At 62.0% G+C, this 19,258-nt stretch carries 18 protein-coding genes; 11 read left to right on the top strand and 7 right to left on the bottom strand.

The window, feature by feature from the left end; translation table 11 throughout:
* The first annotated feature begins 258 nt into the window (after window positions 1–258).
* The 4 genes from NCR98_RS17130 (at window position 259) to NCR98_RS17115 (ending at window position 4,047) form a co-directional block, all read left to right on the top strand.
* Window positions 259–1,365, top strand: a complete 1,107-nt coding sequence (locus tag NCR98_RS17130) for a calcium:cation antiporter (protein ID WP_409014897.1) — start codon at window positions 259–261, stop codon at window positions 1,363–1,365.
* A 129-nt stretch (window positions 1,366–1,494) separates the two neighbouring features.
* On the top strand, window positions 1,495–2,304 hold the full coding sequence (locus NCR98_RS17125) for an ABC transporter substrate-binding protein (RefSeq protein WP_244829543.1): 810 nt from the start codon (window positions 1,495–1,497) through the stop codon (window positions 2,302–2,304).
* Window positions 2,305–2,388: 84 nt separating this feature from the next.
* Window positions 2,389–3,504, top strand: coding sequence for a succinylglutamate desuccinylase/aspartoacylase family protein (locus NCR98_RS17120; RefSeq protein ID WP_250526760.1), 1,116 nt, complete (start codon window positions 2,389–2,391; stop codon window positions 3,502–3,504).
* 78 nt (window positions 3,505–3,582) lie between these two features.
* Window positions 3,583–4,047: an RbsD/FucU family protein gene (locus tag NCR98_RS17115; protein WP_244829546.1), complete on the top strand. Its 465-nt coding sequence runs from the start codon at window positions 3,583–3,585 to the stop codon at window positions 4,045–4,047.
* Between the two features lie 42 nt (window positions 4,048–4,089).
* Here the strand turns inward: NCR98_RS17115 and NCR98_RS17110 are convergent, their stop codons facing one another.
* Complete coding sequence (locus NCR98_RS17110) at window positions 4,090–4,425, bottom strand: hypothetical protein (RefSeq protein ID WP_250510097.1); 336 nt, start codon at window positions 4,423–4,425, stop codon at window positions 4,090–4,092.
* A 453-nt stretch (window positions 4,426–4,878) separates the two neighbouring features.
* On the opposite strand from NCR98_RS17110, the gene NCR98_RS17105 reads away from it, so the two are divergent.
* Together NCR98_RS17105 and NCR98_RS17100 are read left to right on the top strand one after the other, a co-directional pair.
* Window positions 4,879–5,253, top strand: coding sequence for a hypothetical protein (locus NCR98_RS17105; protein ID WP_250467172.1), 375 nt, complete (start codon window positions 4,879–4,881; stop codon window positions 5,251–5,253).
* Complete coding sequence (locus NCR98_RS17100) at window positions 5,254–5,523, top strand: DUF1488 family protein (RefSeq protein ID WP_250526759.1); 270 nt, start codon at window positions 5,254–5,256, stop codon at window positions 5,521–5,523. It abuts the gene before it with no gap.
* Window positions 5,524–5,562: 39 nt separating this feature from the next.
* Here the strand turns inward: NCR98_RS17100 and NCR98_RS17095 are convergent, their stop codons facing one another.
* A complete protein-coding gene (locus tag NCR98_RS17095) occupies window positions 5,563–7,242 on the bottom strand; it encodes a response regulator (protein ID WP_250467170.1) in 1,680 nt (559 codons plus the stop codon).
* Window positions 7,243–7,246: 4 nt separating this feature from the next.
* On the bottom strand, window positions 7,247–8,764 hold the full coding sequence (locus tag NCR98_RS17090; protein WP_250526758.1) for an ATPase domain-containing protein: 1,518 nt from the start codon (window positions 8,762–8,764) through the stop codon (window positions 7,247–7,249).
* A gap of 283 nt (window positions 8,765–9,047) precedes the next feature.
* Here NCR98_RS17090 and NCR98_RS17085 point away from each other — a divergent pair, with 283 nt between their 5' ends.
* Window positions 9,048–9,200 carry a hypothetical protein gene (locus NCR98_RS17085; protein ID WP_244829554.1) on the top strand — a complete coding sequence of 51 codons (153 nt, stop codon included), beginning with the start codon at window positions 9,048–9,050 and terminating at the stop codon, window positions 9,198–9,200.
* 154 nt (window positions 9,201–9,354) lie between these two features.
* Here NCR98_RS17085 and NCR98_RS17080 read toward each other — a convergent pair whose 3' ends face one another.
* From NCR98_RS17080 to NCR98_RS17070, 3 genes are all read right to left on the bottom strand, one after another.
* Window positions 9,355–10,761: an NCS2 family permease gene (locus NCR98_RS17080; RefSeq protein ID WP_244829561.1), complete on the bottom strand. Its 1,407-nt coding sequence runs from the start codon at window positions 10,759–10,761 to the stop codon at window positions 9,355–9,357.
* A 329-nt stretch (window positions 10,762–11,090) separates the two neighbouring features.
* On the bottom strand, window positions 11,091–12,824 hold the full coding sequence (ggt, locus tag NCR98_RS17075; RefSeq protein ID WP_250467169.1) for a gamma-glutamyltransferase: 1,734 nt from the start codon (window positions 12,822–12,824) through the stop codon (window positions 11,091–11,093).
* 90 nt (window positions 12,825–12,914) lie between these two features.
* Window positions 12,915–13,676 carry an SDR family NAD(P)-dependent oxidoreductase gene (locus tag NCR98_RS17070; RefSeq protein WP_250493457.1) on the bottom strand — a complete coding sequence of 254 codons (762 nt, stop codon included), beginning with the start codon at window positions 13,674–13,676 and terminating at the stop codon, window positions 12,915–12,917.
* Window positions 13,677–13,842: 166 nt separating this feature from the next.
* Between NCR98_RS17070 and NCR98_RS17065 the strand changes: the two genes are divergently transcribed.
* Window positions 13,843–14,313 (top strand): VOC family protein, encoded by a 471-nt coding sequence (locus NCR98_RS17065; protein WP_250493456.1) that lies wholly within the window; start codon window positions 13,843–13,845, stop codon window positions 14,311–14,313.
* 190 nt (window positions 14,314–14,503) lie between these two features.
* Here NCR98_RS17065 and NCR98_RS17060 read toward each other — a convergent pair whose 3' ends face one another.
* Complete coding sequence (locus NCR98_RS17060) at window positions 14,504–15,406, bottom strand: LysR substrate-binding domain-containing protein (RefSeq protein ID WP_250493455.1); 903 nt, start codon at window positions 15,404–15,406, stop codon at window positions 14,504–14,506.
* A 403-nt stretch (window positions 15,407–15,809) separates the two neighbouring features.
* Here NCR98_RS17060 and NCR98_RS17055 point away from each other — a divergent pair, with 403 nt between their 5' ends.
* From NCR98_RS17055 to NCR98_RS17045, 3 genes are read left to right on the top strand one after another with little or no spacing between them, the layout of a single operon-like run.
* Window positions 15,810–17,429 carry a peptide ABC transporter substrate-binding protein gene (locus NCR98_RS17055; protein WP_250526757.1) on the top strand — a complete coding sequence of 540 codons (1,620 nt, stop codon included), beginning with the start codon at window positions 15,810–15,812 and terminating at the stop codon, window positions 17,427–17,429.
* 7 nt (window positions 17,430–17,436) lie between these two features.
* A complete protein-coding gene (gene oppB / locus NCR98_RS17050; RefSeq protein WP_250526756.1) occupies window positions 17,437–18,357 on the top strand; it encodes an oligopeptide ABC transporter permease OppB in 921 nt (306 codons plus the stop codon).
* Between the two features lie 10 nt (window positions 18,358–18,367).
* The gene (locus NCR98_RS17045; protein WP_250526755.1) at window positions 18,368–19,258 is read left to right on the top strand and encodes an ABC transporter permease subunit; all 891 of its coding nucleotides are present in this window, start codon (window positions 18,368–18,370) and stop codon (window positions 19,256–19,258) included.

The raw sequence follows: 19,258 nt of genomic DNA, 5'->3' as shown, positions 1-19,258 counted from the left end.
TGGCGGCAGGGCCGCTGACGACGGGACAATCGGCAACAGTGCTTATTCTCCGACAAATACGCCAATTCTTCAGCACGAAGCCGAGCGCAGCGCTCGCTTCGACAGTCTCGCGCCGCGCGGCGTTTTCGCTATCATGCCGATGGACCGCGGCCCTTTGTCACGGCGCTTTCATCGCCCTTGCAGCGCACCTTCGTCGCGCAGGCGGGTCGGACATGGTGGCACTTCGCCATGAACCGACGACCCCTTTACCTGATTCGCATGGAGCGCCCATTGAAACTCAAGTTCGACTGGACCGTCATCACCCCGATTCTCGCGCTCGTCGTGCTCGTGGCCACCGCGCTCATTCACAACACCGCGCTCATGGCGCTGGCTGCCATCGCGCTGGCGTTCGCGGTGTTCGCGGCCGTGCATCATGCCGAAGTAGTCGCGCATCGCGTCGGCGAGCCGTTCGGCACGCTGGTGCTGGCCATTGCGGTGACGGTGATCGAAGTCGCGCTGATCGTCTCCGTCATGCTGTCCGGCGGCCCCGAAAAAGCCGGCTTGCCGCGCGACACCGTGTTCGCCGCGATCATGATTTGCAGCAACGCGATCATGGGGCTGTGTCTGCTGATCGGCGGCATGCGGCATCACGTGCAGGATTTTCAGTTGCAGGGCGCAAGCGCCGCGCTTGCCATTCTCTGCGCCATGTCCGTGCTCACGCTCGTCCTGCCGAACTTCACGAGCACCGTGCCGGGACCGGGCTTGTCCACTTCGCAACTCGTGTTCGTCGGGGTGATCTCGCTCGTGCTGTATGTGGTGTTCGTGTTCGTGCAGACCATCCGGCATCGCGACTACTTTTTGCAAGCCGTGCCGGATGTCGTCAAGCTAACCGCCACGGAAGACGACGTGCCCCACGCGCCGCCGCCGACCAACGCCGCCGCATGGACCGCGCTCGGCTTGCTCGTGCTGTCGCTTTTGTCCGTGGTCGGGCTGGCGAAGCTCTTGTCGCCTGCGGTCGAGGCGGGCGTCGCGGCAGCCGGTGCACCCGAGGCGGTCGTCGGCGTGGTGATCGCCGCGCTCGTTTTGTTGCCCGAAGGTCTCGCGGCATTGCGCGCGGCGCGTCTGAACCGGCTGCAAACGAGTTTGAACCTTGCGCTAGGCTCGGCGCTCGCGAGCATCGGTTTGACCATTCCCACGGTTGCGATCGTGTCGATCCTCATCGGCCAGCCTATCTCCCTCGGGCTCGCGCCGAAGGAGATCACCATGCTCGCGGTCACGCTGCTCGTCTCCGTGATCACGCTCGGCACCGGGCGCTCGACCGTGCTGCAAGGCGTCGTGCATCTGGTGATCTTCGCGGCCTTCCTGTTCCTGACCGTCGTGCCATGAGCATCGACGCATGCGGTTTTGCTACCATTCACGGTTTTCCGGCGCGCGCCGCGGGTTTCGTCGACCCGTCACGCGCTTGGCAGTAATCGCTCCGGCGTCAATTTTTACCGCAAGTCTCGAAGGATTGGAATGTCGTTCAAGAAGTCAGTCAGCAAGTCCGCATCGTTCGCTTTCTCCGCGATGCTCGCAGCACTCGCCGTCACCTCGGTTTCCGTTCACGCCAAGGAACTCACGCAGATCCGCTTCGCCGTCGATCCCAGCTACCCGCCGTTCGAATCCAAGCAGGCGGATGGCAAGCTGGCCGGTTTCGACATCGACCTCGGCAATGCGCTTTGCGCGCAGATGAAGGTCAAATGTGTGTGGGTCGAAAACAGTTTCGACGGCATGATTCCCGGCCTCAAGGCGCGCAAGTTCGACGCCGTGTTGTCCGACATGGGCATTACCGAAGAACGCCTGAAGCAGATCGATTTCACCCAGCCGCTCTACGATACCCACGCGCAACTCGTCGCGCGCGCGGGCTCGGGCATTCTGCCGACGCCGCAGGCGCTCAAGGGCAAACGCGTCGGCGTCGAACAGGGCACGGTGCAGGAACACTACGCGCGCGTGAAGTGGGAACCGCAGGGTGTGACCGTCGTGCCTTACGGCGATGAGGATCAGGTCGAGAACGATCTGGTCGCGGGCCGTATCGACGCCATGTTCACCGATGCCGCGCAAGCCGCCATCGGCTTTCTGAAGAAGCCGCAAGGCAAGGCGTTCGCGCTCGTCGGGCCGATTGTCGAAGACCGGGCGATCATCGGTCCGGGCACGGCAATCGGCTTGCGCAAGGGCGACGCCGATCTGAAGAACGGCCTGGACCAGGCGTTCGACGCGATCAAGAAGGACGGCACGTTCAAGCGCATCATGGCGAAGTATTTCGCCACCGATATCTCGATTCAGTAAGCGCCCTGGCGTTTAGCGTTCCGAGTATCGACCGAAAAGGCATCGCTTGCGGTGCCTTTCTTTTTTTACGAGGCAATTCATTCCATGCAGGTCACGCACCATCCGCTCGTCGCCGCTTCGCCTGGAACGGGGCGCGCGATCACGAGCTACGCCTTGGGCGCGGAACATGGGCCGAAGGTCTATATCCAGGCGTCGCTGCACGCCGACGAACTGCCGGGCATGGTGGTCGCGTGGTATCTCAAGCGGCATTTCGCGGAGTTGGAAGCGGCGGGGCGCCTGAACGCGCGGATCGTGCTCGTGCCCGTGGCGAATCCGGCCGGGCTCAATCAGCACTGGTTCGGCACGCAAATGGGCCGCTTCGACATGCAGTCCGGACAGGATTTCAACCGGCGCTTTCCCGCGCTTGGGCCGAGGCTCGTCGATAGACTCAAGCAACACCTGACTGGCGATGAAGCGCACAACGCCCGCGCCATCCGCGCCGCCTTGCGCGATGCGTTCGCGGCGCTCGAGCCCGCGACCGAACTCGAATCGCAGCGCATCGCGCTGATGACGCTGGCTTGCGATGCCGATCTCATCATCGACATGCATTGCGACTGGGAAGCCGTCGCGCATCTCTACACGACGCCCGAGGCCTGGGTTCGGATCGAACCGCTTGCGCGCTATCTCGGCAGCGAGGCGCAATTGCTCGCGGACGTGTCGGGCGGCGAGCCGTTCGACGAAGCGTGCGTATCGGCGTGGCGTTATCTGCGTGACGCGTTCGCCGGACGCTTCCCCATTCCTCGGGGCGCGGCAACCGTCACTCTCGAACTGCGCGGCGTGCGCGACGTATCGCGCGAAACCGCTGCGCGCGATGCACAGGCAATCGTCGATTATCTGACGCACGCGGGTTTTATTTCGGGCGATGCCCCCGCGCTGCCCGCGCTCGCCAATCCGCCGACGCCGCTTGCCGGATGCGAATACCTTCACGCGCCGATCTCCGGCGTGATTCTGCATGCGCGCGAAGTTGGAGAGAAAGTACGCGCGGGCGATGTCGTCGCTGAAGTGCTCGATCCGCTCCATGACGAACTCGTGCCGCTCATCGCGCAGAGCGGCGGCGTGCTGTATGCGCGGCACTGGACGCGGTTCGCGACGGCGGGAATGCTGGTCGCGCGCATCGCGGGCGCGGAAGTCCGGCGCGAAGGCGACCTGCTCGTGCCTTGAAGTTGCCGACGAGTCGTCCCACGCGGTTACCATACGTCGGCAAACCCGGTTTCAATGTCCACGGAGAACGACAGGAACATGCTGAAGAATCTCGATCCCTTGCTCAACGCCGACATCCTTCACGCACTCTGCGCGATGGGCCACGGCGATGAAGTCGTCATCTGCGACGCCAACTTTCCCGGCGATTCCGTCGCGCGTCAGACCGTGCGCGGACAATTGCTGCGTCTCGACGGCATCAACGCGCCGCGTGCGGTGCGGGCCGTGTTGTCTGTGCTGCCGCTGGATACGTTCGTCGATCATCCCGCCGAGCGCATGGAAGTGGTCGGCGACCCGGATGCGCTGCCTGCCGTACAGCGTGAAGTACAACGCGAAGTCGACGACGCCGAAGGCCGCGCCGTTCCGCTCGCGCCCGTCGAGCGCTTCGCTTTTTACGAGCGCGCCAAACAGGCTTATTGCGTGATTCAGACGAGCGAAGCGCGCGGCTACGGCTGCTTCATCTTCAAGAAGGGCGTGCAACTCGCGCCCGACACGCCAGCGCAATGACGCGCTGATTTCTTGACACTAGTTTGCGGCGCCTGACCGCGATCATGAAAACAGAATAGCCGGCCGGGCAACCCAGCGCGGCTTTCTGTCGGGCGCCTGCGCAAGGAGGGTCGGCCCGGCGGGAAGCGAGACATCCACGAGCGTATTACGGCGCGAGCATACCTTGCAGATGAAATAGCAGCCGAAGCTGTCGACGCTAGCTTCGGCCTTGGCGCGCGAGATCCTGCCGCTGCATCGTATGCAGGTCCACATAGATTCACCTTCGTTGTCGGAAAACTGGCTTTGGCTGGTTTCGCGCCGCCAGCGAAGTTCTTCCGATACCGGCTCTTTCGAGACCGGCAACTCGTCGAAGGTCTGCTCGCCATGAAACGCGAACACGTTGTCAAATGCACGCGGCTTGGTGCGACGTGTCTCGTGAAATGACAGTCAGAAAACTTGCTCGATAAGCGATGCCGCCAGTACTGGACAAATGCGGATCAGGGCAGTTTCAACGTGTAGTGATGCTGCCTCACCATGCGCTCAAAGCGAGCGAAAAGCAAACGGTATCGGGAAGGAGCAAGCAGAATGAGGCTGTTTCGGCTTGATATTAAGGCATGCTATAAAAGCTTCGAAAAGGCTTCGAGCCGTGCTTTCATTCCCTCAACACTGCCGGTAAAAAAATAAATCGCGACAGTTCCTCCGAAAGCGCCCACACTATGTGGCGCAGCAGTCGCCTTCGCGTCTGTGCAAGTCGGGGAGCAGGATCATGGCAAAAGGTCAGGTACGCGGAAATAAAGAGGCTAAAAAGCCCAAACAGCCGAAGAAAGTAGAGTCGCCGGCAGCGGCTGTATCGTGGGCCACGCCCAAGAAAAGCGCGGAAGCCAGCGCATCCGTGAAGAAGAAATAGCCTTAGCGCGACATTCGTTCAAGCTGTCCTCGGTGCATGGCGTGACGACGCTCTATTCTGACTTCGCCATCGAAGTGGAAGTCAGACGCCCACCACCGAGTCCCGATGTTTTCTCTTTCCGGACTGGAACCAGCATGACAACGAGACCCAAAGTCAATCCCGCCGTGGCCGTCAAACAAAGCGAATATACGATCGCGCAGAAGTCGCGTGCATCGGCGCTGAGCAACGCGGACAGCGAGCGCGCTCAAAAGCGCCGCGATAATGACGCGCTTATCGACGTCAACGCGAGCAAGTGGCGTTACGTGGGCCCGGGTGTCTAGATGGGAAAGCCCGCGGAAGTCCTCAACTTCCCGAACCCCAGCCGCAGCTACGACGCCGCAAGACACGGCGTGTGCTTCTGGGGTTACGACAGCAAGCGCGAGATCAGCTTTCTGGTCGAGGACAAGACGCTTGCCGCGCTGAATCCCGGCATGGGCACGGGTGAGCTGGCGCTGCTCGCCACGTTCGACCGCAATCGCGAACGCATTCTCGAACTGGCGAAGGGTCTCTACACGGGCGGCCCGCAGAACCGTTATACGATCCACGAGTAGCGTTCAACGCCGTGTAACCGTCACGTTGTCGCGGCGGCTTCAGTTGTCCAGCGCAATACGCACCGTGCGCGCGAGTTCATCGAGCTGAAACGGCTTGCGCAGCGCGGCAAAGCGCTTTTCCTTGATCTTCGATACATCGACGTCCGCATAGCCCGTTGCCAGGATCACCGGCAGATCGGCACGCAGTTCACGCGCTTTCGCGATCACCTCCATGCCGTTCATGCCGGGCATCGCGAAGTCGACCATCATCAGATCGGGATGGTCCAGTGGCAGGCGCTTGAGGCCGTTGGGGCCGTCGCAGGCGTGCGTCACCGAATAGCCGAGCGTCTGCAGACATTCGACGAGCATCTCGCGCACGTCTTCGTCGTCTTCGACCACGAGGATGCGCTTCGCGCCCGATGCGCTGTCCTCGGGTTTGAGCGCAACGTCGGCTTCCTGCAAATCCTTCGCGCCCAGCGGCAACCAGATTTCGACGCTCGTCCCTTTGCCCGGTTCGCTTTCGATACGCGCCACGCCGCCCGCCTGCCGCGCGATGCCGTAGACCTGGCTCAAGCCGAGCCCCGTCCCTTTGCCGACTGGTTTGGTCGTGAAGAACGGGTCGAACACGCGCGACAGCACGCCTGGCTCGATGCCCGAGCCCGAATCGCTCACACGGATGACCACGTAGCGTCCAGCCGTGAAGGTTTCGTCGGGCGCGGGGCGCTCGCCCGCGTGGATCGTGAGGCGCCCGCCGCCGGGCATGGCGTCGCGCGCATTGATCGTGAGATTGAGGACGGCCAGTTCCAGCTGATTGGCATCCGCCTGGGTCCAGAGATCTTCGGAATCGGAGGTCGTGGTGAACGCGATCGACGAGCCGAGCGAGATCGAGATGATGTCGCGCATGCCTTGCAAAAGCGACGCGACGTTGACCGCTTTCAAATCGAGATTGCTGGTGCGCGAAAACGTCAGCAACTGCGCGGTGAGCTTGGCGCCGCGTTCGGTGGCGCGCTTGGTCGTCGCGGCCATTTTGCGCACGCGCTCGTCGCTGCTGATTCGCGCGATCAATTCCGCGTTCGCCATGATGACATTCAGCAGATTGTTGAAATCATGCGCGATGCCGCCCGTCAATTGCCCGAGCGCCTCCATCTTTTGCGACTGCACGAGCACGGCCTGCACCTTGGCGCGCTCGTGGATTTCGCGCATCAGGCGATTATTTGCCGATGCCAGTTCCTGGGTGCGCTCGGCGATACGGCTTTCCAGCGAGTCGTTGAGCCGTTCGAGCGCTTCCTGCGCCTTCGAGCGCGCGATCAGATGCTGCTCCGACTCCGCGAGATGCCGGCGCGCATCGTACTGGCGCGCACGCGCCCGCAGCGACGACATCACCGCGCGGCGCAAGGTCTCCGAATTCAGCGGACGTTCGAGGACGAGCACGTTGCCAAGACGCTCCAGCATGTCGATACTCGCGGCCGAGCGCCGTTCGGTTGCGCGTCCTGAAAGCAGAATGATGGGAAAGTCGGACCACGCCGGTTGCCGGTCGATCCAGGCGGCGAGCACTTCGCCGTTGTCGCTCTTGAGCGATTCCTCGGTGACGATGGCAGTGCCCGCGCCGCGGTCGAGTTCGGCGGTGAGGCAAACCGAATCGGCGCACGCGAAGCAATCGCGGTCATCGAATGCGAGGACATCGGCGATTACGTCGGCATCGCGGCCGAATGGCGCCACTATCAGAACGCGAAACTCCATGGCGCTAGTTCCCCGAGGAGCCCGCGTGACTGGTGTCGGGAACCAGCATGGCCGTGCCGCCCTTGTACGAAGGCAGGCCGCTCAGAATGCCTTCGAAGTCGCGCAATGCCTCGCCGACGTTCAGCCCGCCCGCGCCCAGCTGAAATTGACGAATCGAGCGCTCATGGCCGCTCGCGCGGCTTTTCACGGCGGTCAGCGCCGTCAGCACTTCGCCTTGACGCTCGAAGTAGCGAAACAGCAGGACCACGTCGCTGAGATAACTGATATCCACGTCGCTCTGTATTTCGCCGATGATTCCATGCTGCCCCAGCACCAGCATCGTGATGACGCCGCGCTGGTTCAGATAGGTGAGCAGTTCGTGCATTTGCAGGAGCAGGTAGCGCTCGCCGGGCATCGCTTGCAGATACGCGTTCAGGCTGTCGATGGCAACGTAGCGCGCGTTGCCCTGTTCGACGCTCTGTCGCACGCTGCTCGTGAACTCTCCGGGCGATATTTCGGCGGGATCGACCTGGCGCAAGTTCAGCAAGCCGCTGTCGAGATGCGGCCGCAGATCGATGCCGAGGCTCGTCGAGCGCCGCAAAAGCGTGGTGCGCGTTTCATCGAAAAGATAGTAGACACACGGCTCGCCGCGTTCGAGCGCGGCGAGCAGACACGAGGTCACGGTGGTCGTCTTGCCCACGCCCGACGGCCCGACGATGAGCGTATTGGTGCCTGGCACGAGGCCGCCGCCGAGAAGCGCATCTAGCCCGGCCGTGCCGGTGCTGAGCGGCTTTGCCGAGAAATCGGCGTGATGTTCAGACGCGATCAGACGCGGATAGACTTCAATGCCGCCGGTGTTCAGCGTCATGTCGTGAAAACCTTCGCGAAACTTGATGCCGCGCATCTTCGCAATCCGCAGGCGCCGGCGCTCGCCGCCGTAGTCGTGCACGAGATTGTCGAGGCACAGCACGCCGTGCGCGATGCTGTGCAACTGCAGATCGCCGGGCTCGGACGTGTTGTCGTCGAGCAGCATGACGGTGCAGGCGCGCGTCGCGAAGTAACGCTTCAACGCGAGAATCTGTCTGCGATAACGCAGCGGGTTTTGCGAGAGCATGCGCAACTCGGACAAGCTGTCGAAGACGAGTCGCGCAGGCTTCACTTCATCCACTTGCGCGATGACATCGCGCACGGTTTCGCCCAGTTCCACTTCAGCGGGATGCAGAACGGTCTGCTCGTAACGCGGGTCGAGCCCTTCGTCCGATAGAAGTTCGATGATGGTAAAGCGCTTCGTGTCCCAGCCATGGCTTTCGGCCACGGCGACGAGTTCTTCCTTCGTCTCCGAAAGCGTCACATAAAGACCTGGCTCGCCGACTTCCGCGCCCTTGAGTAAGAACTGCAAGGCGAGAGTCGTTTTGCCCGCACCCGGCGCACCTTCGATCAGATACATGCGATGCGGCGTCAATCCGCCGCCGAGAATGTCGTCGACTCCCTCGATGCCCGTCGAAATGCGGGCGGGCAGGGCTTGCGTGGTTTTTTCTGGCATGTGCTTGCGCTTTCTGTTGTCTGGCCTTTTTATCTGGCCTTTCGCGCGAGCAATCGGAAAACATTGGAGAACGCCCGCGCCTCGCGTGGCGGTTGCAAGAAGCGAGCCAGTACACGCCGGCGCTGCGACGTTCGTTAAATTTACCGACTATCCAGCAAATTCCTGTTGCAAAAATCCAAACCAGAGCGACGCTTTTTAAGATTTGGTTGCAATGCAGCATGAAAAGGGTATAGTTAGGGTTATCCCCTAGCTAGTTACCCTGATTCTTTACCTGAGAGACGCCATGAAAACCACCGCTCAACAATCTTTGTTCGTTTCGTTCGGTTCGTTCCTGCGCTCGGCGAAGGCAACGGTGCGCCGCGAGTGGAATCGCGCACTGCAATTGCATCTGCAAAACTGCGAGATGCTCGTCGAATCGTATCGCCGCACCAAGTAAGTCGGACAATACCCGGTCAGAGTTTCAAAGCAACGCCCCGGAAGCGAATGGCTCCCGGGGCGTTTGTCTTTTACGAGCGCGTAGCGCATCGCCAGAGCGACAACGGCGCGCCTCCTCACGGAGAGCGCGCCGTTGTCGCATCGGATGGCGACGTCTAGATCGCCCAGCCGCCGAGATAGAACACCGCGAGCACGATCGCGATCGCGACCGTCCCCACGTTCAGCTTGCGATACTCGCCCGCCACGATCCGCCCGATCACCAGCGTGCAGAAGCCAAGCATGATGCCGGTGACGATATTCGCCGACAGCACGATGAACACGGCGCATACGAGCCCGGACATGGAGTCGACGGTATCGTCCATGTGCAGCTTGCTCACGTTGCCGAGCATGAGCAGGCCGACGTACATCAAGGCGGGCGCCGTCGCGTAGGAGGGCACGAGACCGGCGAGCGGCGAAAGGAACATCACCGCGAGAAAGAGCAGGCCGACGACCGTTGCCGCAAGCCCCGTCTTTGCGCCCGCCGCCACGCCCACCGACGATTCGATATACGCCGCCGCCGGTGCACCACCGAAGCATGCGGAGAAGATCGAGCTGAGCGAATCGGCCGTCAGCGCGCGTCCGCCGTTGACGATGCGCCCGTTGGCGTCGATCTGACCCGCCTGGCCCGCGACGGCGCGGATCGTTCCGGTGGCGTCGAACACGGCGGTCATCACGAGTGCGAGCACGCTCGGCAGCACGGCCATCGAAAGCGCGCCCTTGATGTCCATCGCGCCGATGAGCGACGCGTGTCCCGGCGTCGCGAGCGAAGGCAGCGCGAACACGCCGTGAAAGCGCACGGACGGATCGAAGATCAGGCCGATAGCCGACAGGCCGACCACCACGAGCAGAATGCCGCCCGGCACGCGCCGGCGTTCCAGCCCGAAAATCGCCGCCAGGCCGAGCACCGACATCAGCACGGGAAACGCGCGGATCGCGCCCAGCGAAACCGGCATGCCCGGCGCGGGATTTTTAACGATCAGGCCGACGTCGTTGGACGCGATCAGCAGCAGAAACAAGCCGATGCCGATGCCCGTGCCATGCGCGACGCCCGTCGGCAGATTGCGCAAGATCCACGAGCGCACGCCAGTCACGGAGATCGCGGTGAAAACGACGCCCATCAGGAACACGGCGCCCAGTGCGATGGCAGGCGAGAGGCCTTTGCCGAGCACGAGACCGAACGCGGTGAATGCGGTTAGCGAGATGGCGCAACCAATCGCGATAGGCAGACGCGCCCATACGCCCATCAGCAGCGAGCCGAACGCGGTCGTGAGGCACACGGCGACGAACACCGCGCTGGTATCGAAACCGGCCTTGCCGAGCATGCCCGGCACGACGAACACGGAGTAGACCATCGCGAGAAAGGTCGTGATGCCCGCGACCACTTCGGTCTTTTCCGTGCTGCCAGCGAGCGATATGCCGAAGTAGCGGTCAAGAAAGCCGCCGCTCGCGGTCGGTGCCGTGTCCTCTCGTTCGATAGGGGAAATGTCGATGTCGCCAAGCTGCTGGGCGGGGGATTCCAACATGAGCTGCTCCTTTATCAGCACGCTGAAACGGTCGACCGTGCGCGCAATCAAGCGCACTGCGGTCCGTCGTCAGGGTCGTCTCGTATTTAGTTCTGGATGTAGCCTCGTGCTCGCCGCTGATGGCTGCACTCGGTCAGGACAAAGACTATGGGAACGCAACGCGAGGTCCAATCCCGTGGAAAACATGCCGCTCATGCCAACATTCTTATATTTCTGAGAGTCCTAAGCTGGCTGGGGCTTCCCGCCAGAACGATAAACGCCGGACTAGGGCAAATGCCTAGGCCGGCGTCGGGGGTGAACGCTTCGTCACGTACGCCCTGACAAACCCATTACTGCATGATCCGCGATACACCGCGTCCGCGCGGGTCGGACATGGGCTCGGGCGTGTCGCCGTTGATGCGGATAGCCTGAATGTCGCCATTGAAGCCTTGCATCGTGAACTTATAGCCCTTGTCTTCGAGCTGCTTCACGACTTCCGGATCGAGCTGATGGAACGGCTCCTGGTAGATTGTGTCCGGCGGCAGCAACTGATGATGAAAACGCGTCGCGCCCACGGCTTCAGGTAGCGGCAAGTTGAAGTCGTAGACGTTCGAGAGCACCTGGAAGATCGACGTGAAAATGCGCGAGCCGCCCGGCGTGCCGATCACCATCGCGACCTTGTCGTCACGCGTGAGGATGGTCGGCGTCATGGAAGACAGCGGCCGCTTCTTCGGCTCGATGGCGTTGGCGTCGCTGCCGACCACGCCGAACATATTCGGCACGCCCGGCTTGGAAGCGAAGTCGTCCATCTCGTCGTTGAGCACGACGCCCGTGCCTTCGGCGATCACGCCCGAGCCGAAGTAGCCGTTGATGGTGTACGTGTTCGACACCGCGTTGCCCCATTTGTCGACGACAGAAAAGTGCGTTGTCTCCGCTTTCTCGGGCATCGATGTACCGAGGCCCGGCAGCACGCTCTTCGTCTCCGAGGGCTTGTCGGGATTCACTTCCTGTGCGCGTTTCAGGATGTAGTCGTCGTCGGTGAGTTGTGCAACCGGCACCTTGTAGAAGTCGGGATCGCCGAGATATTGCGCACGATCGGCGAAGACGCGTTTCTCGATTTCCGCGACGAGGTGAATGTACTGCGCCGAATCCAGCGGCACGCCTTCGAACTTGTCCTTCAGGTCCGCCTTCATCTTGAGCAACTGCACGAGGCCGACGCCGCCCGAACTCGGCGGCGGCGCGGTGATCACGCGATAGCCGTTCCAGCTCGCGACGATCGGTTGCCGCCAGACCGCCTTGTAGTCTTTCAGATCGCGCGACGTGATGAGGCCGTGGCCCGCCATGGAAGTGGCGATCAGCTCGGCCGTTCTGCCTTCGTAGAAGCCCTTGGCGCCCTTGTCGGAGATGCGCTGCAAGGTATCCGCGAGATCGGGCTGCTTGAATACCTGACCCGCCTTCATGCCGCCGAAGTAGAGATCGAAGTTCGTCTTGCCGGCGAAATCCTTCGATGCGGCGTCACGCCGGGAAATCAGTTGATCGTCGACGAGAAAGCCGTTTTCCGCATACTTGATGGCGGGCGCGAGCACCTGCTTCCACTTCAGCTTGCCGAAGCGCTTTTGCGCCTGCCACATGCCTTCCACCGTGCCCGGCACGCCGACCGCGCGATGTCCGTAAAGGCTCATGCCCTTGATGACCTCGCCCTTGTCGTCGAGATACATGTTGCGTGTGGCCGTGAGCGGCGCGCGTTCGCGATAGTCGAGGAAGTACGGACGATGATCCACGTACAGCGTCATGAATCCGCCGCCGCCGATATTGCCCGCTTCCGGATAAGTCACCGCGAGCGTGAAGGCGATGGCGACGGCTGCATCGACCGCGTTACCGCCTTGCTTCAGGATCTGCTCGGCGGTGTCGGCGGCGAACTTGTCGGCAACCGCCACGGCCGAGGCGGTGAGGACTTGCGGCTGAGTGTCCGCGGTCTTGGCAACGGCGGGCGTGGTTTCGACGAAACCGGCCGCCAGAAGCGCCGAGGCAACGATGGCGCTCAATGCGAGCGTGCGAAAGCGCGGTTCTCTTTTCGACTGCATCTCCTGCGTTCTCCTTAGGCTTTTCGGGGTTGTAAGCGCTTATACCATGTTCGCGGCGCGCCAAGAAATGGCACGCGCCGCATCATGCGCTCAAGGCATCAACTGACCGCCGTTCACGTCGATGATCTGGCCAGTCACATAGCGCGACATCGCCTCGGAGGCGAGATAGAGGAACGCGCCGCTGCAGTCGTCCGGCTCGCCTATGAAGCCCATCGGAATTGACTTGCGGAAGGATTCGAGCTGTTCCGGCGAGGTGAAGCGCTCCTGAAACGGCGTCTGGATCACGCCGGGCGCGACGGCGTTCACGCGGATGCGATCGCCCATCAGTTCCTTGGCCATGCCCTTGGTGATCGTGCTGACAAAGCCTTTCGACGCCGCATAAAGCAGCGCGCCTGGACCGCCGCCGTTGCGCGCCGCGACTGACGTCACGTTGATGATCGAACCGCCGCCGCCCGAACGCAGCGAGGGCAGCGCCGCGCGCGTGAATGCAACCACCGAGCGCGCATTGATATGCATGACTTCGTCGAAGAGTTCGTCGGTAACGTCGCCGATCGGCTCGCGCTTGACGAGGCTTCCCGCGTTGTTGATGAGCACGTCGATCTTGCCGAAGGCTTCGACCGTCGCGGCGACGGCGGCATCGATGGCCTTCGAATCGCGCACGTCCGCACCCACGGTAACGGCCGAGACCCCCAGCGCGCGCACGTCGCTCGCGACTTGCTCGGCTTGGTCCTTCGAGCTGTTGTAGTGCACCGCGACATTCGCGCCGTATTGGCCGAACGCACGCGCCGCCGCCGCGCCGATACCCGTGCTCGCGCCGGTGATGAGGATCGATTTGCCTTTCAGATCGTGCATGAGTGCTCCAGTGTGGTTGTTTTATGAACGGGACAGGTTGCGCCAGCCAAGAGTATACGGAGCATTCGCGGGCGGCGTCGGGCGGCGCGCAAGCCGCGCCCAAACCGGCCGCAAACAGTGGCAACATGTTCATCTGCTCACGTCGAAGTGAAACCAGGAGACGCACATGAACGCACAAGTCGATCCCATCCCCGCCGACCGTCAGGGCGTGATCCCGTACATCGCGGTGGCGGGCGGCGTGACGGCCATCGAGTTCTATACGAAGGTGTTCGGCGCTACCGAGATCTACCGGCTCGAACAGCCGGGCGGGCGCATCGGGCATGCGGAGTTGTCTATCGGCGGCAAGGTCGTCTATCTGTGCGACGAATTTCCGGAGATGGATGTGAAAGGCCCGCTCTCCGTAGGCGGCAGCCCGGTGATGCTGCATCTCTATGTCGATGACGTCGATGCCGTCGCCCAGCGCGCGGTGGACCAGGGCGCGACCATTCTGCGCGCGGTCGAAGACCAGTTCTATGGCGATCGCGGCGGCAAGATTCGCGATCCGTATGGGCATGTGTGGTGGATCGCGACTCACCGCGAAGATGTGTCGCCGGAGGAGATGCAGCGGAGGGCGGAGGCGTTGTTTGGCGGGGCGTGATTCTTCAACGCCCATCTGACGCGCTTACGATACGCGCGACGAGTCGGCTCGCGTGGAGCACGCGTCCGTCGGAACGACGCGCCGTGATGAATTCGCCAGCTAAGAAGCGCGCTTGTCAGCGCGAGCGCCGCGAAGAATTCACTACGCATCGAAACGCGGGTGAACCGCGCGCCACGCTCGAACGAAGCCGCTACGCATCGAACGAATACGTCTCGACCACGCGCCGCACCGATTCCCTGAACGACGCGACGAGATCCGAACGAATGCCGCTGCCCGGATAAGACAGCGCGTATTCATATTCGATATCGGTTTCGAACGGCCGCACGACCACGCCGTGCGAGCGCCAGACCTTGGCCGCGAACGGCTCGACGATCGACACGCCCAGACCGCCCGCGACCATCGCGTAGCGCGTGTGGGCAGTGTCGGTGAGCACGGTGTAGCGCGGCCTTTCTTCGGTCGCCGAAATGAGCGATTGCTCCGCCTCGTAAGGCTGCCGCGCATTGGGCAGCCAGCCGATCAGCTTCTCGCCGCGCAAGTCGTCCGGACGGATGATGTTCTTCGCAGCGAGCCTGTGCGACGCGGGCATGGCGCAAAGCGCACGCGCTTTCAGCAAGGTCTCGACTTCAATGCCTGCCACCGCGGGAAATGCCTGACTCAAGGCAACATCGGCGGTGTGATTTTGCAGGCTGACGAGCACCTCGGGCACCTTCACCGAATCCACCTTGATCGGCACGCCCGGATGACGCTCCGTGAAGTCGGCAAGCACGGGCGGCAACAACGTGGTGGCCAACACCGGCATGCAGGCGACGGTCAGGCCGTCCGAGGCTTCGTCGCGGATCATCTGCGCGACCTGTTTCAGGCGCTCCAGTCCCAGGAAGTTTTCCTCGACGGACTTATAGAAGCGCAGGCCCGCGTTGGTCGGATTCAGACGGCCGCCGATACGGCTGAAGAGGCTGAAGCCGAGATCGGCTTCGAGATCGGCAATCAGGCGGCTGATGGCCGGTTGCGTCACATGGAGTTTGCGGGCGGCGCCGACGCTGGTGCCCGTCATGATGAGGCTACGGAATGCCTCGATCTGGCGAAAACGAATCATTTTGGGGACGGCTTTGTCAAGCGGCTCTGGTAGTGCAGTTTCGGTACTGCGAGGACGCAGATCTTATAGGAAACAATGCTTTACTGCCTTTTCGCTGCGCTTTGACGCATGCCGACCGTGTGTGTTTTGCCAACAATTCGCACGAGTATTCGAAAAATTTAGTCACTATAACCACATGTGAGTGGCATCCGTCTTATTGATACGAAATACTCGCCGCCAACCTAGAAGCGCGATGAAAGGCCCGGCGTAAGCCAAAGGCTGGCCGCGGCGCGCGGGGGCAGTGCTTCGGGCTCTACGAATCTAGCCCTGATGATTCGTTGAGCCAATTGTTTAGTGCAGCCGAACTAAACGACCGGCGCAACTGCAACGATAACCAAGACAACGAGACAAGAAGGAAAACGCAATGCGCACGACCTCACTTACGCCCAAATACACTCTCGCGATGCTCGCGGCGCTGGCCTTCACGATGTCGGCGCACGCTGCCATCGTGCCGTCGGGCGTTACGCTTGCCGCCAAGCAGGAACTGGTGCGCAATAACGGCTCCGAAGTCGAAACGCTCAACCCCGCGCTGGTAGAAACGGTCGTGGCGGCGAACGTCACGCGCGACCTGTTCGAGAGCCTCACCGCCGCCAACGCGGACGGCACCGTGGTGCCGGGCGTGGCCGAAAAGTGGGAGCAGAAGGACGCGACAACCTGGCTCTTCCATCTGCGCAAGAACGCCCGTTGGTCCAATGGCGAGGCTGTCAGTGCGAGCGATTTCGTGTACGGCTGGCAGCGTTTCATCGACCCGAAGACGGCATCTTCTTATGCGAGCGTGTTCGGGCCGTTTCTCCTGAATGGCGCCGAGATCGTCGCGGGCAAGAAGCCGGCTAACGCGCTCGGCGTGCGCGCCATCGACGCCTATACGATCGAAGTCAAGACCGCCGGCCTCGTGCCGTTCCTCCCGGAACTGATGTCGAATCAGAACTTCGCGCCGGTGTATCGCGCGGGCGTCGAGAAATATGGGAAAGACTGGACCAAGCCGGGCAAGCTCGTGAGCAACGGCGCGTTTCAGTTGAAGGACTGGCAGGTCAACAGCAAGCTCGTGCTGACGAAGAACGCGAGTTACTGGGACAAGGAACATGTGCAGCTGACGCAAGTGACCTATCTGCCCGTCGAGGACGAAAACACGGACGTGAAGCTCTTCCAGTCGGGCGATAACGACATGACTTATCAGATTCCGACTGGCACGTTTGCCAAGTATCGCCAGCAGTTTCCGAACGACATTCGCAATTCGCTGATCCTCGGCACGCGCTATTACAGCTTCAACAATCGCGATCCGCTCCTGAAGGACGTGCGCGTGCGCAAGGCCTTGTCGATGGTGATCGACCGCGATCTGCTCGCGCAGCGCGTGACCGCCGACGGCCAGACGCCCATGTACGGGCTGATGCCCAAGGGCGTGCAGGGCGCGGATGTATCGGCATATGACTGGTCTGCCTGGCCGATGTCCAAGCGCGTCGAGGAAGCGAAGAAGCTGCTCGAACAAGCCGGCGTGAAACCCGGCACGAAGCTGCGTTTCGCCATGAACACGAGCGACTACAACAAGAAAATGGCGATTTTCGCGGCGTCGGAATGGAAGACCAAGCTCGGCCTCGACACGCAGATCGAATCGATGGAATTCAAGGTTCTGGTCAAGAAGCGTCACGAGGGCGACTATCAGATCGCGCGCAATGGCTGGGTCGCCGACTACAACGACGCCACCACGTTCCTCACGCTCGTGCAGTGCAAGTCCGAGCAGAACGACAACTTCAATTGCAATCCGAAGGCCGACGCCCTCGCGCAGCAAGCCAGCGAGACGACCGATCAGGCGAAGCGCACGCAGTTGCAGACGCAGGCGGCGAAACTCGTGATGGAGGATTATCCGTTCCTGCCGCTCCTGCAGTACGGCCTGCCGCGACTGGTGAAGAGCTACGTAGGCGGCTATTCGCTCAAGAATCCGATGGATCACTACGGCAGCAAGGACCTCTACATCGTCAAACACTGAGATACCTATGTGGTCTTATACATTGCGGCGCGTGCTGCTCACGCTGCCTACGCTTCTCATCGTGATCACGGTGTGCTATTTGCTGCTGCACGCCACGCCCGGTGGTCCGTTCGACGGCGAGCGCAAGGTTTCCGCCGAAGTGCTCGCGAATCTGCAGGCGAAGTATCACCTCGGCGAGCCGTTGTGGAAGCAGTACCTGCTGTATCTCGACAGCTTGTTGCACGGCGACCTGGGCGCCTCGTTCCGCTATGCCGACTGGAGCGTGAACGAACTCGTGCTGCGCGCCTTGCCGGTGTCGCTCTTCATCGGGGGCGTGTCGATGCTGCTCGCCATCATTATCGGCGTCGCCTTCGGCGTGGCGGCGGCGCTTCGGCGCAACAGCATGATCGATTACGCGCTCATGTTCGTGAGCAACGCGGGCAACGCGTTTCCCTCGTTCGTGATCGGGCCGGTACTGATCCTCGTGTTCGCCATTGCGCTGAAATGGCTTCCCGCGGGCGGCTGGAACGACTTTCAGATGCGCTACATGGTGCTGCCCATCGCGCTGCTCGTGATGATCAACGTCGCCACCGTGGGCCGCGTGACGCGTGCGAGTCTCATCGAAGTGATGAACACGCAGTACATCCGCACCGCGCGCGCGAAGGGCTTGCCCATGCGCACCATCGTGCTTCGCCATGCGATGAAGCCCACGCTCATTCCAGTCGTCTCGGTGCTCGGTCCGCTCGCGATTTCCTCGATCACGGCGGCGGTCGTGACGGAGTCCGTGTTCTCGTTGCCGGGCATCGGCAAGCTGATCGTGAACGGCGCGGCCAACCGCGATTACACACTGGTGCTGGGACTCGTCGTGCTCGTCACGGTGGTGGCCGTGCTGCTCAACCTTCTGGTCGACCTCGCCTATGCGTGGCTCGATCCGAAGATCCGTTACTAAAGGGCGCCCAATGAAATCCGTATCTTTAGCGCCGCTCTTGGAACAGGCCGTCGCGGGCCGAAGCCCCTGGCAGGACGCCCGCGCGCGCTTCGTGCGCAACAAGGCGGCGGCGGTCAGTCTCGCGTTGCTCGCGGTCATCACGCTTATCTGCATAGTCGGACCGTGGCTCTTGCCGAATCAGTTCGATTCCGCCGACTGGAACGCCATGAGCGCCGCGCCCACGTTCGAAAACTGGCACCTCTTCGGCACCGATGAAACCGGGCGCGATCTGCTCGTGCGCTGTCTCATCGGCGGACGCGTGTCGCTCGTGATCGGCGCGCTCGCCACGTTGACATCGGTCACGCTCGGCATCGTGTGGGGCGCGCTGGCGGGATTCATCGGCGGGAAGATCGATAACGCGATGATGCGTTTCGTCGACATGATGTACGCCATTCCGTACCTGCTGATCGCCATTCTCATGGTCACGCTGCTCGGCCGCGAGTTCTATCTCGTCGTGCTCACCATCACCGTGTTCTCGTGGATGGACATGGCGCGCGTGGTACGCGGCCAGACGCTCGCCATTCGCTCGAAGGAATACGTGGAAGCGGCGCGCGCCATCGGCGTGCCGACCTCGCGCATCATCGTGCGGCATGTGGTGCCGAATCTGCTCGGCATCGTCGCCATCTATACCACTGTCACGGTGCCCGGCGTCATTCTCACCGAATCCGTGCTGTCGTTTCTCGGGCTCGGCGTGCAGGAACCGATGACGAGCTGGGGCGTGCTGATTCAGGACGGCGTAGGCGTGATGGAAACCTCGCCGTGGATCTTGCTGTGTCCGGCGGCCCTGCTTTCGATCACGCTTTATTGCATCAACTTCGTCGGCGACGGTTTGCGCGACGCACTCGATCCGAAGGACAGGTGA

It is taken from the genome of Caballeronia sp. GAWG2-1, assembly GCF_023631405.1.
Taxonomy (GTDB): domain Bacteria; phylum Pseudomonadota; class Gammaproteobacteria; order Burkholderiales; family Burkholderiaceae; genus Caballeronia.
The sequence above is the reverse complement of the archived record's forward strand: the minus strand, read 5'-3'. Positions and strand labels throughout refer to the sequence as shown.

Coding starts and splice junctions, on each gene's coding strand:
- NCR98_RS17130 (WP_409014897.1), top strand. CDS start 259: ATGGAGCGCCCATTGAAACTCAAGTTCGACTGGACCGTCATCACCCCG.
- NCR98_RS17125 (WP_244829543.1), top strand. CDS start 1,495: ATGTCGTTCAAGAAGTCAGTCAGCAAGTCCGCATCGTTCGCTTTCTCC.
- NCR98_RS17120 (WP_250526760.1), top strand. CDS start 2,389: ATGCAGGTCACGCACCATCCGCTCGTCGCCGCTTCGCCTGGAACGGGG.
- NCR98_RS17115 (WP_244829546.1), top strand. CDS start 3,583: ATGCTGAAGAATCTCGATCCCTTGCTCAACGCCGACATCCTTCACGCA.
- NCR98_RS17100 (WP_250526759.1), top strand. CDS start 5,254: ATGGGAAAGCCCGCGGAAGTCCTCAACTTCCCGAACCCCAGCCGCAGC.
- NCR98_RS17095 (WP_250467170.1), bottom strand. CDS start 7,242: ATGGAGTTTCGCGTTCTGATAGTGGCGCCATTCGGCCGCGATGCCGAC.
- NCR98_RS17090 (WP_250526758.1), bottom strand. CDS start 8,764: ATGCCAGAAAAAACCACGCAAGCCCTGCCCGCCCGCATTTCGACGGGC.
- NCR98_RS17085 (WP_244829554.1), top strand. CDS start 9,048: ATGAAAACCACCGCTCAACAATCTTTGTTCGTTTCGTTCGGTTCGTTC.
- NCR98_RS17080 (WP_244829561.1), bottom strand. CDS start 10,761: ATGTTGGAATCCCCCGCCCAGCAGCTTGGCGACATCGACATTTCCCCT.
- ggt (WP_250467169.1), bottom strand. CDS start 12,824: ATGCAGTCGAAAAGAGAACCGCGCTTTCGCACGCTCGCATTGAGCGCC.
- NCR98_RS17070 (WP_250493457.1), bottom strand. CDS start 13,676: ATGCACGATCTGAAAGGCAAATCGATCCTCATCACCGGCGCGAGCACG.
- NCR98_RS17065 (WP_250493456.1), top strand. CDS start 13,843: ATGAACGCACAAGTCGATCCCATCCCCGCCGACCGTCAGGGCGTGATC.
- NCR98_RS17060 (WP_250493455.1), bottom strand. CDS start 15,406: ATGATTCGTTTTCGCCAGATCGAGGCATTCCGTAGCCTCATCATGACG.
- NCR98_RS17055 (WP_250526757.1), top strand. CDS start 15,810: ATGCGCACGACCTCACTTACGCCCAAATACACTCTCGCGATGCTCGCG.
- oppB (WP_250526756.1), top strand. CDS start 17,437: ATGTGGTCTTATACATTGCGGCGCGTGCTGCTCACGCTGCCTACGCTT.
- NCR98_RS17045 (WP_250526755.1), top strand. CDS start 18,368: ATGAAATCCGTATCTTTAGCGCCGCTCTTGGAACAGGCCGTCGCGGGC.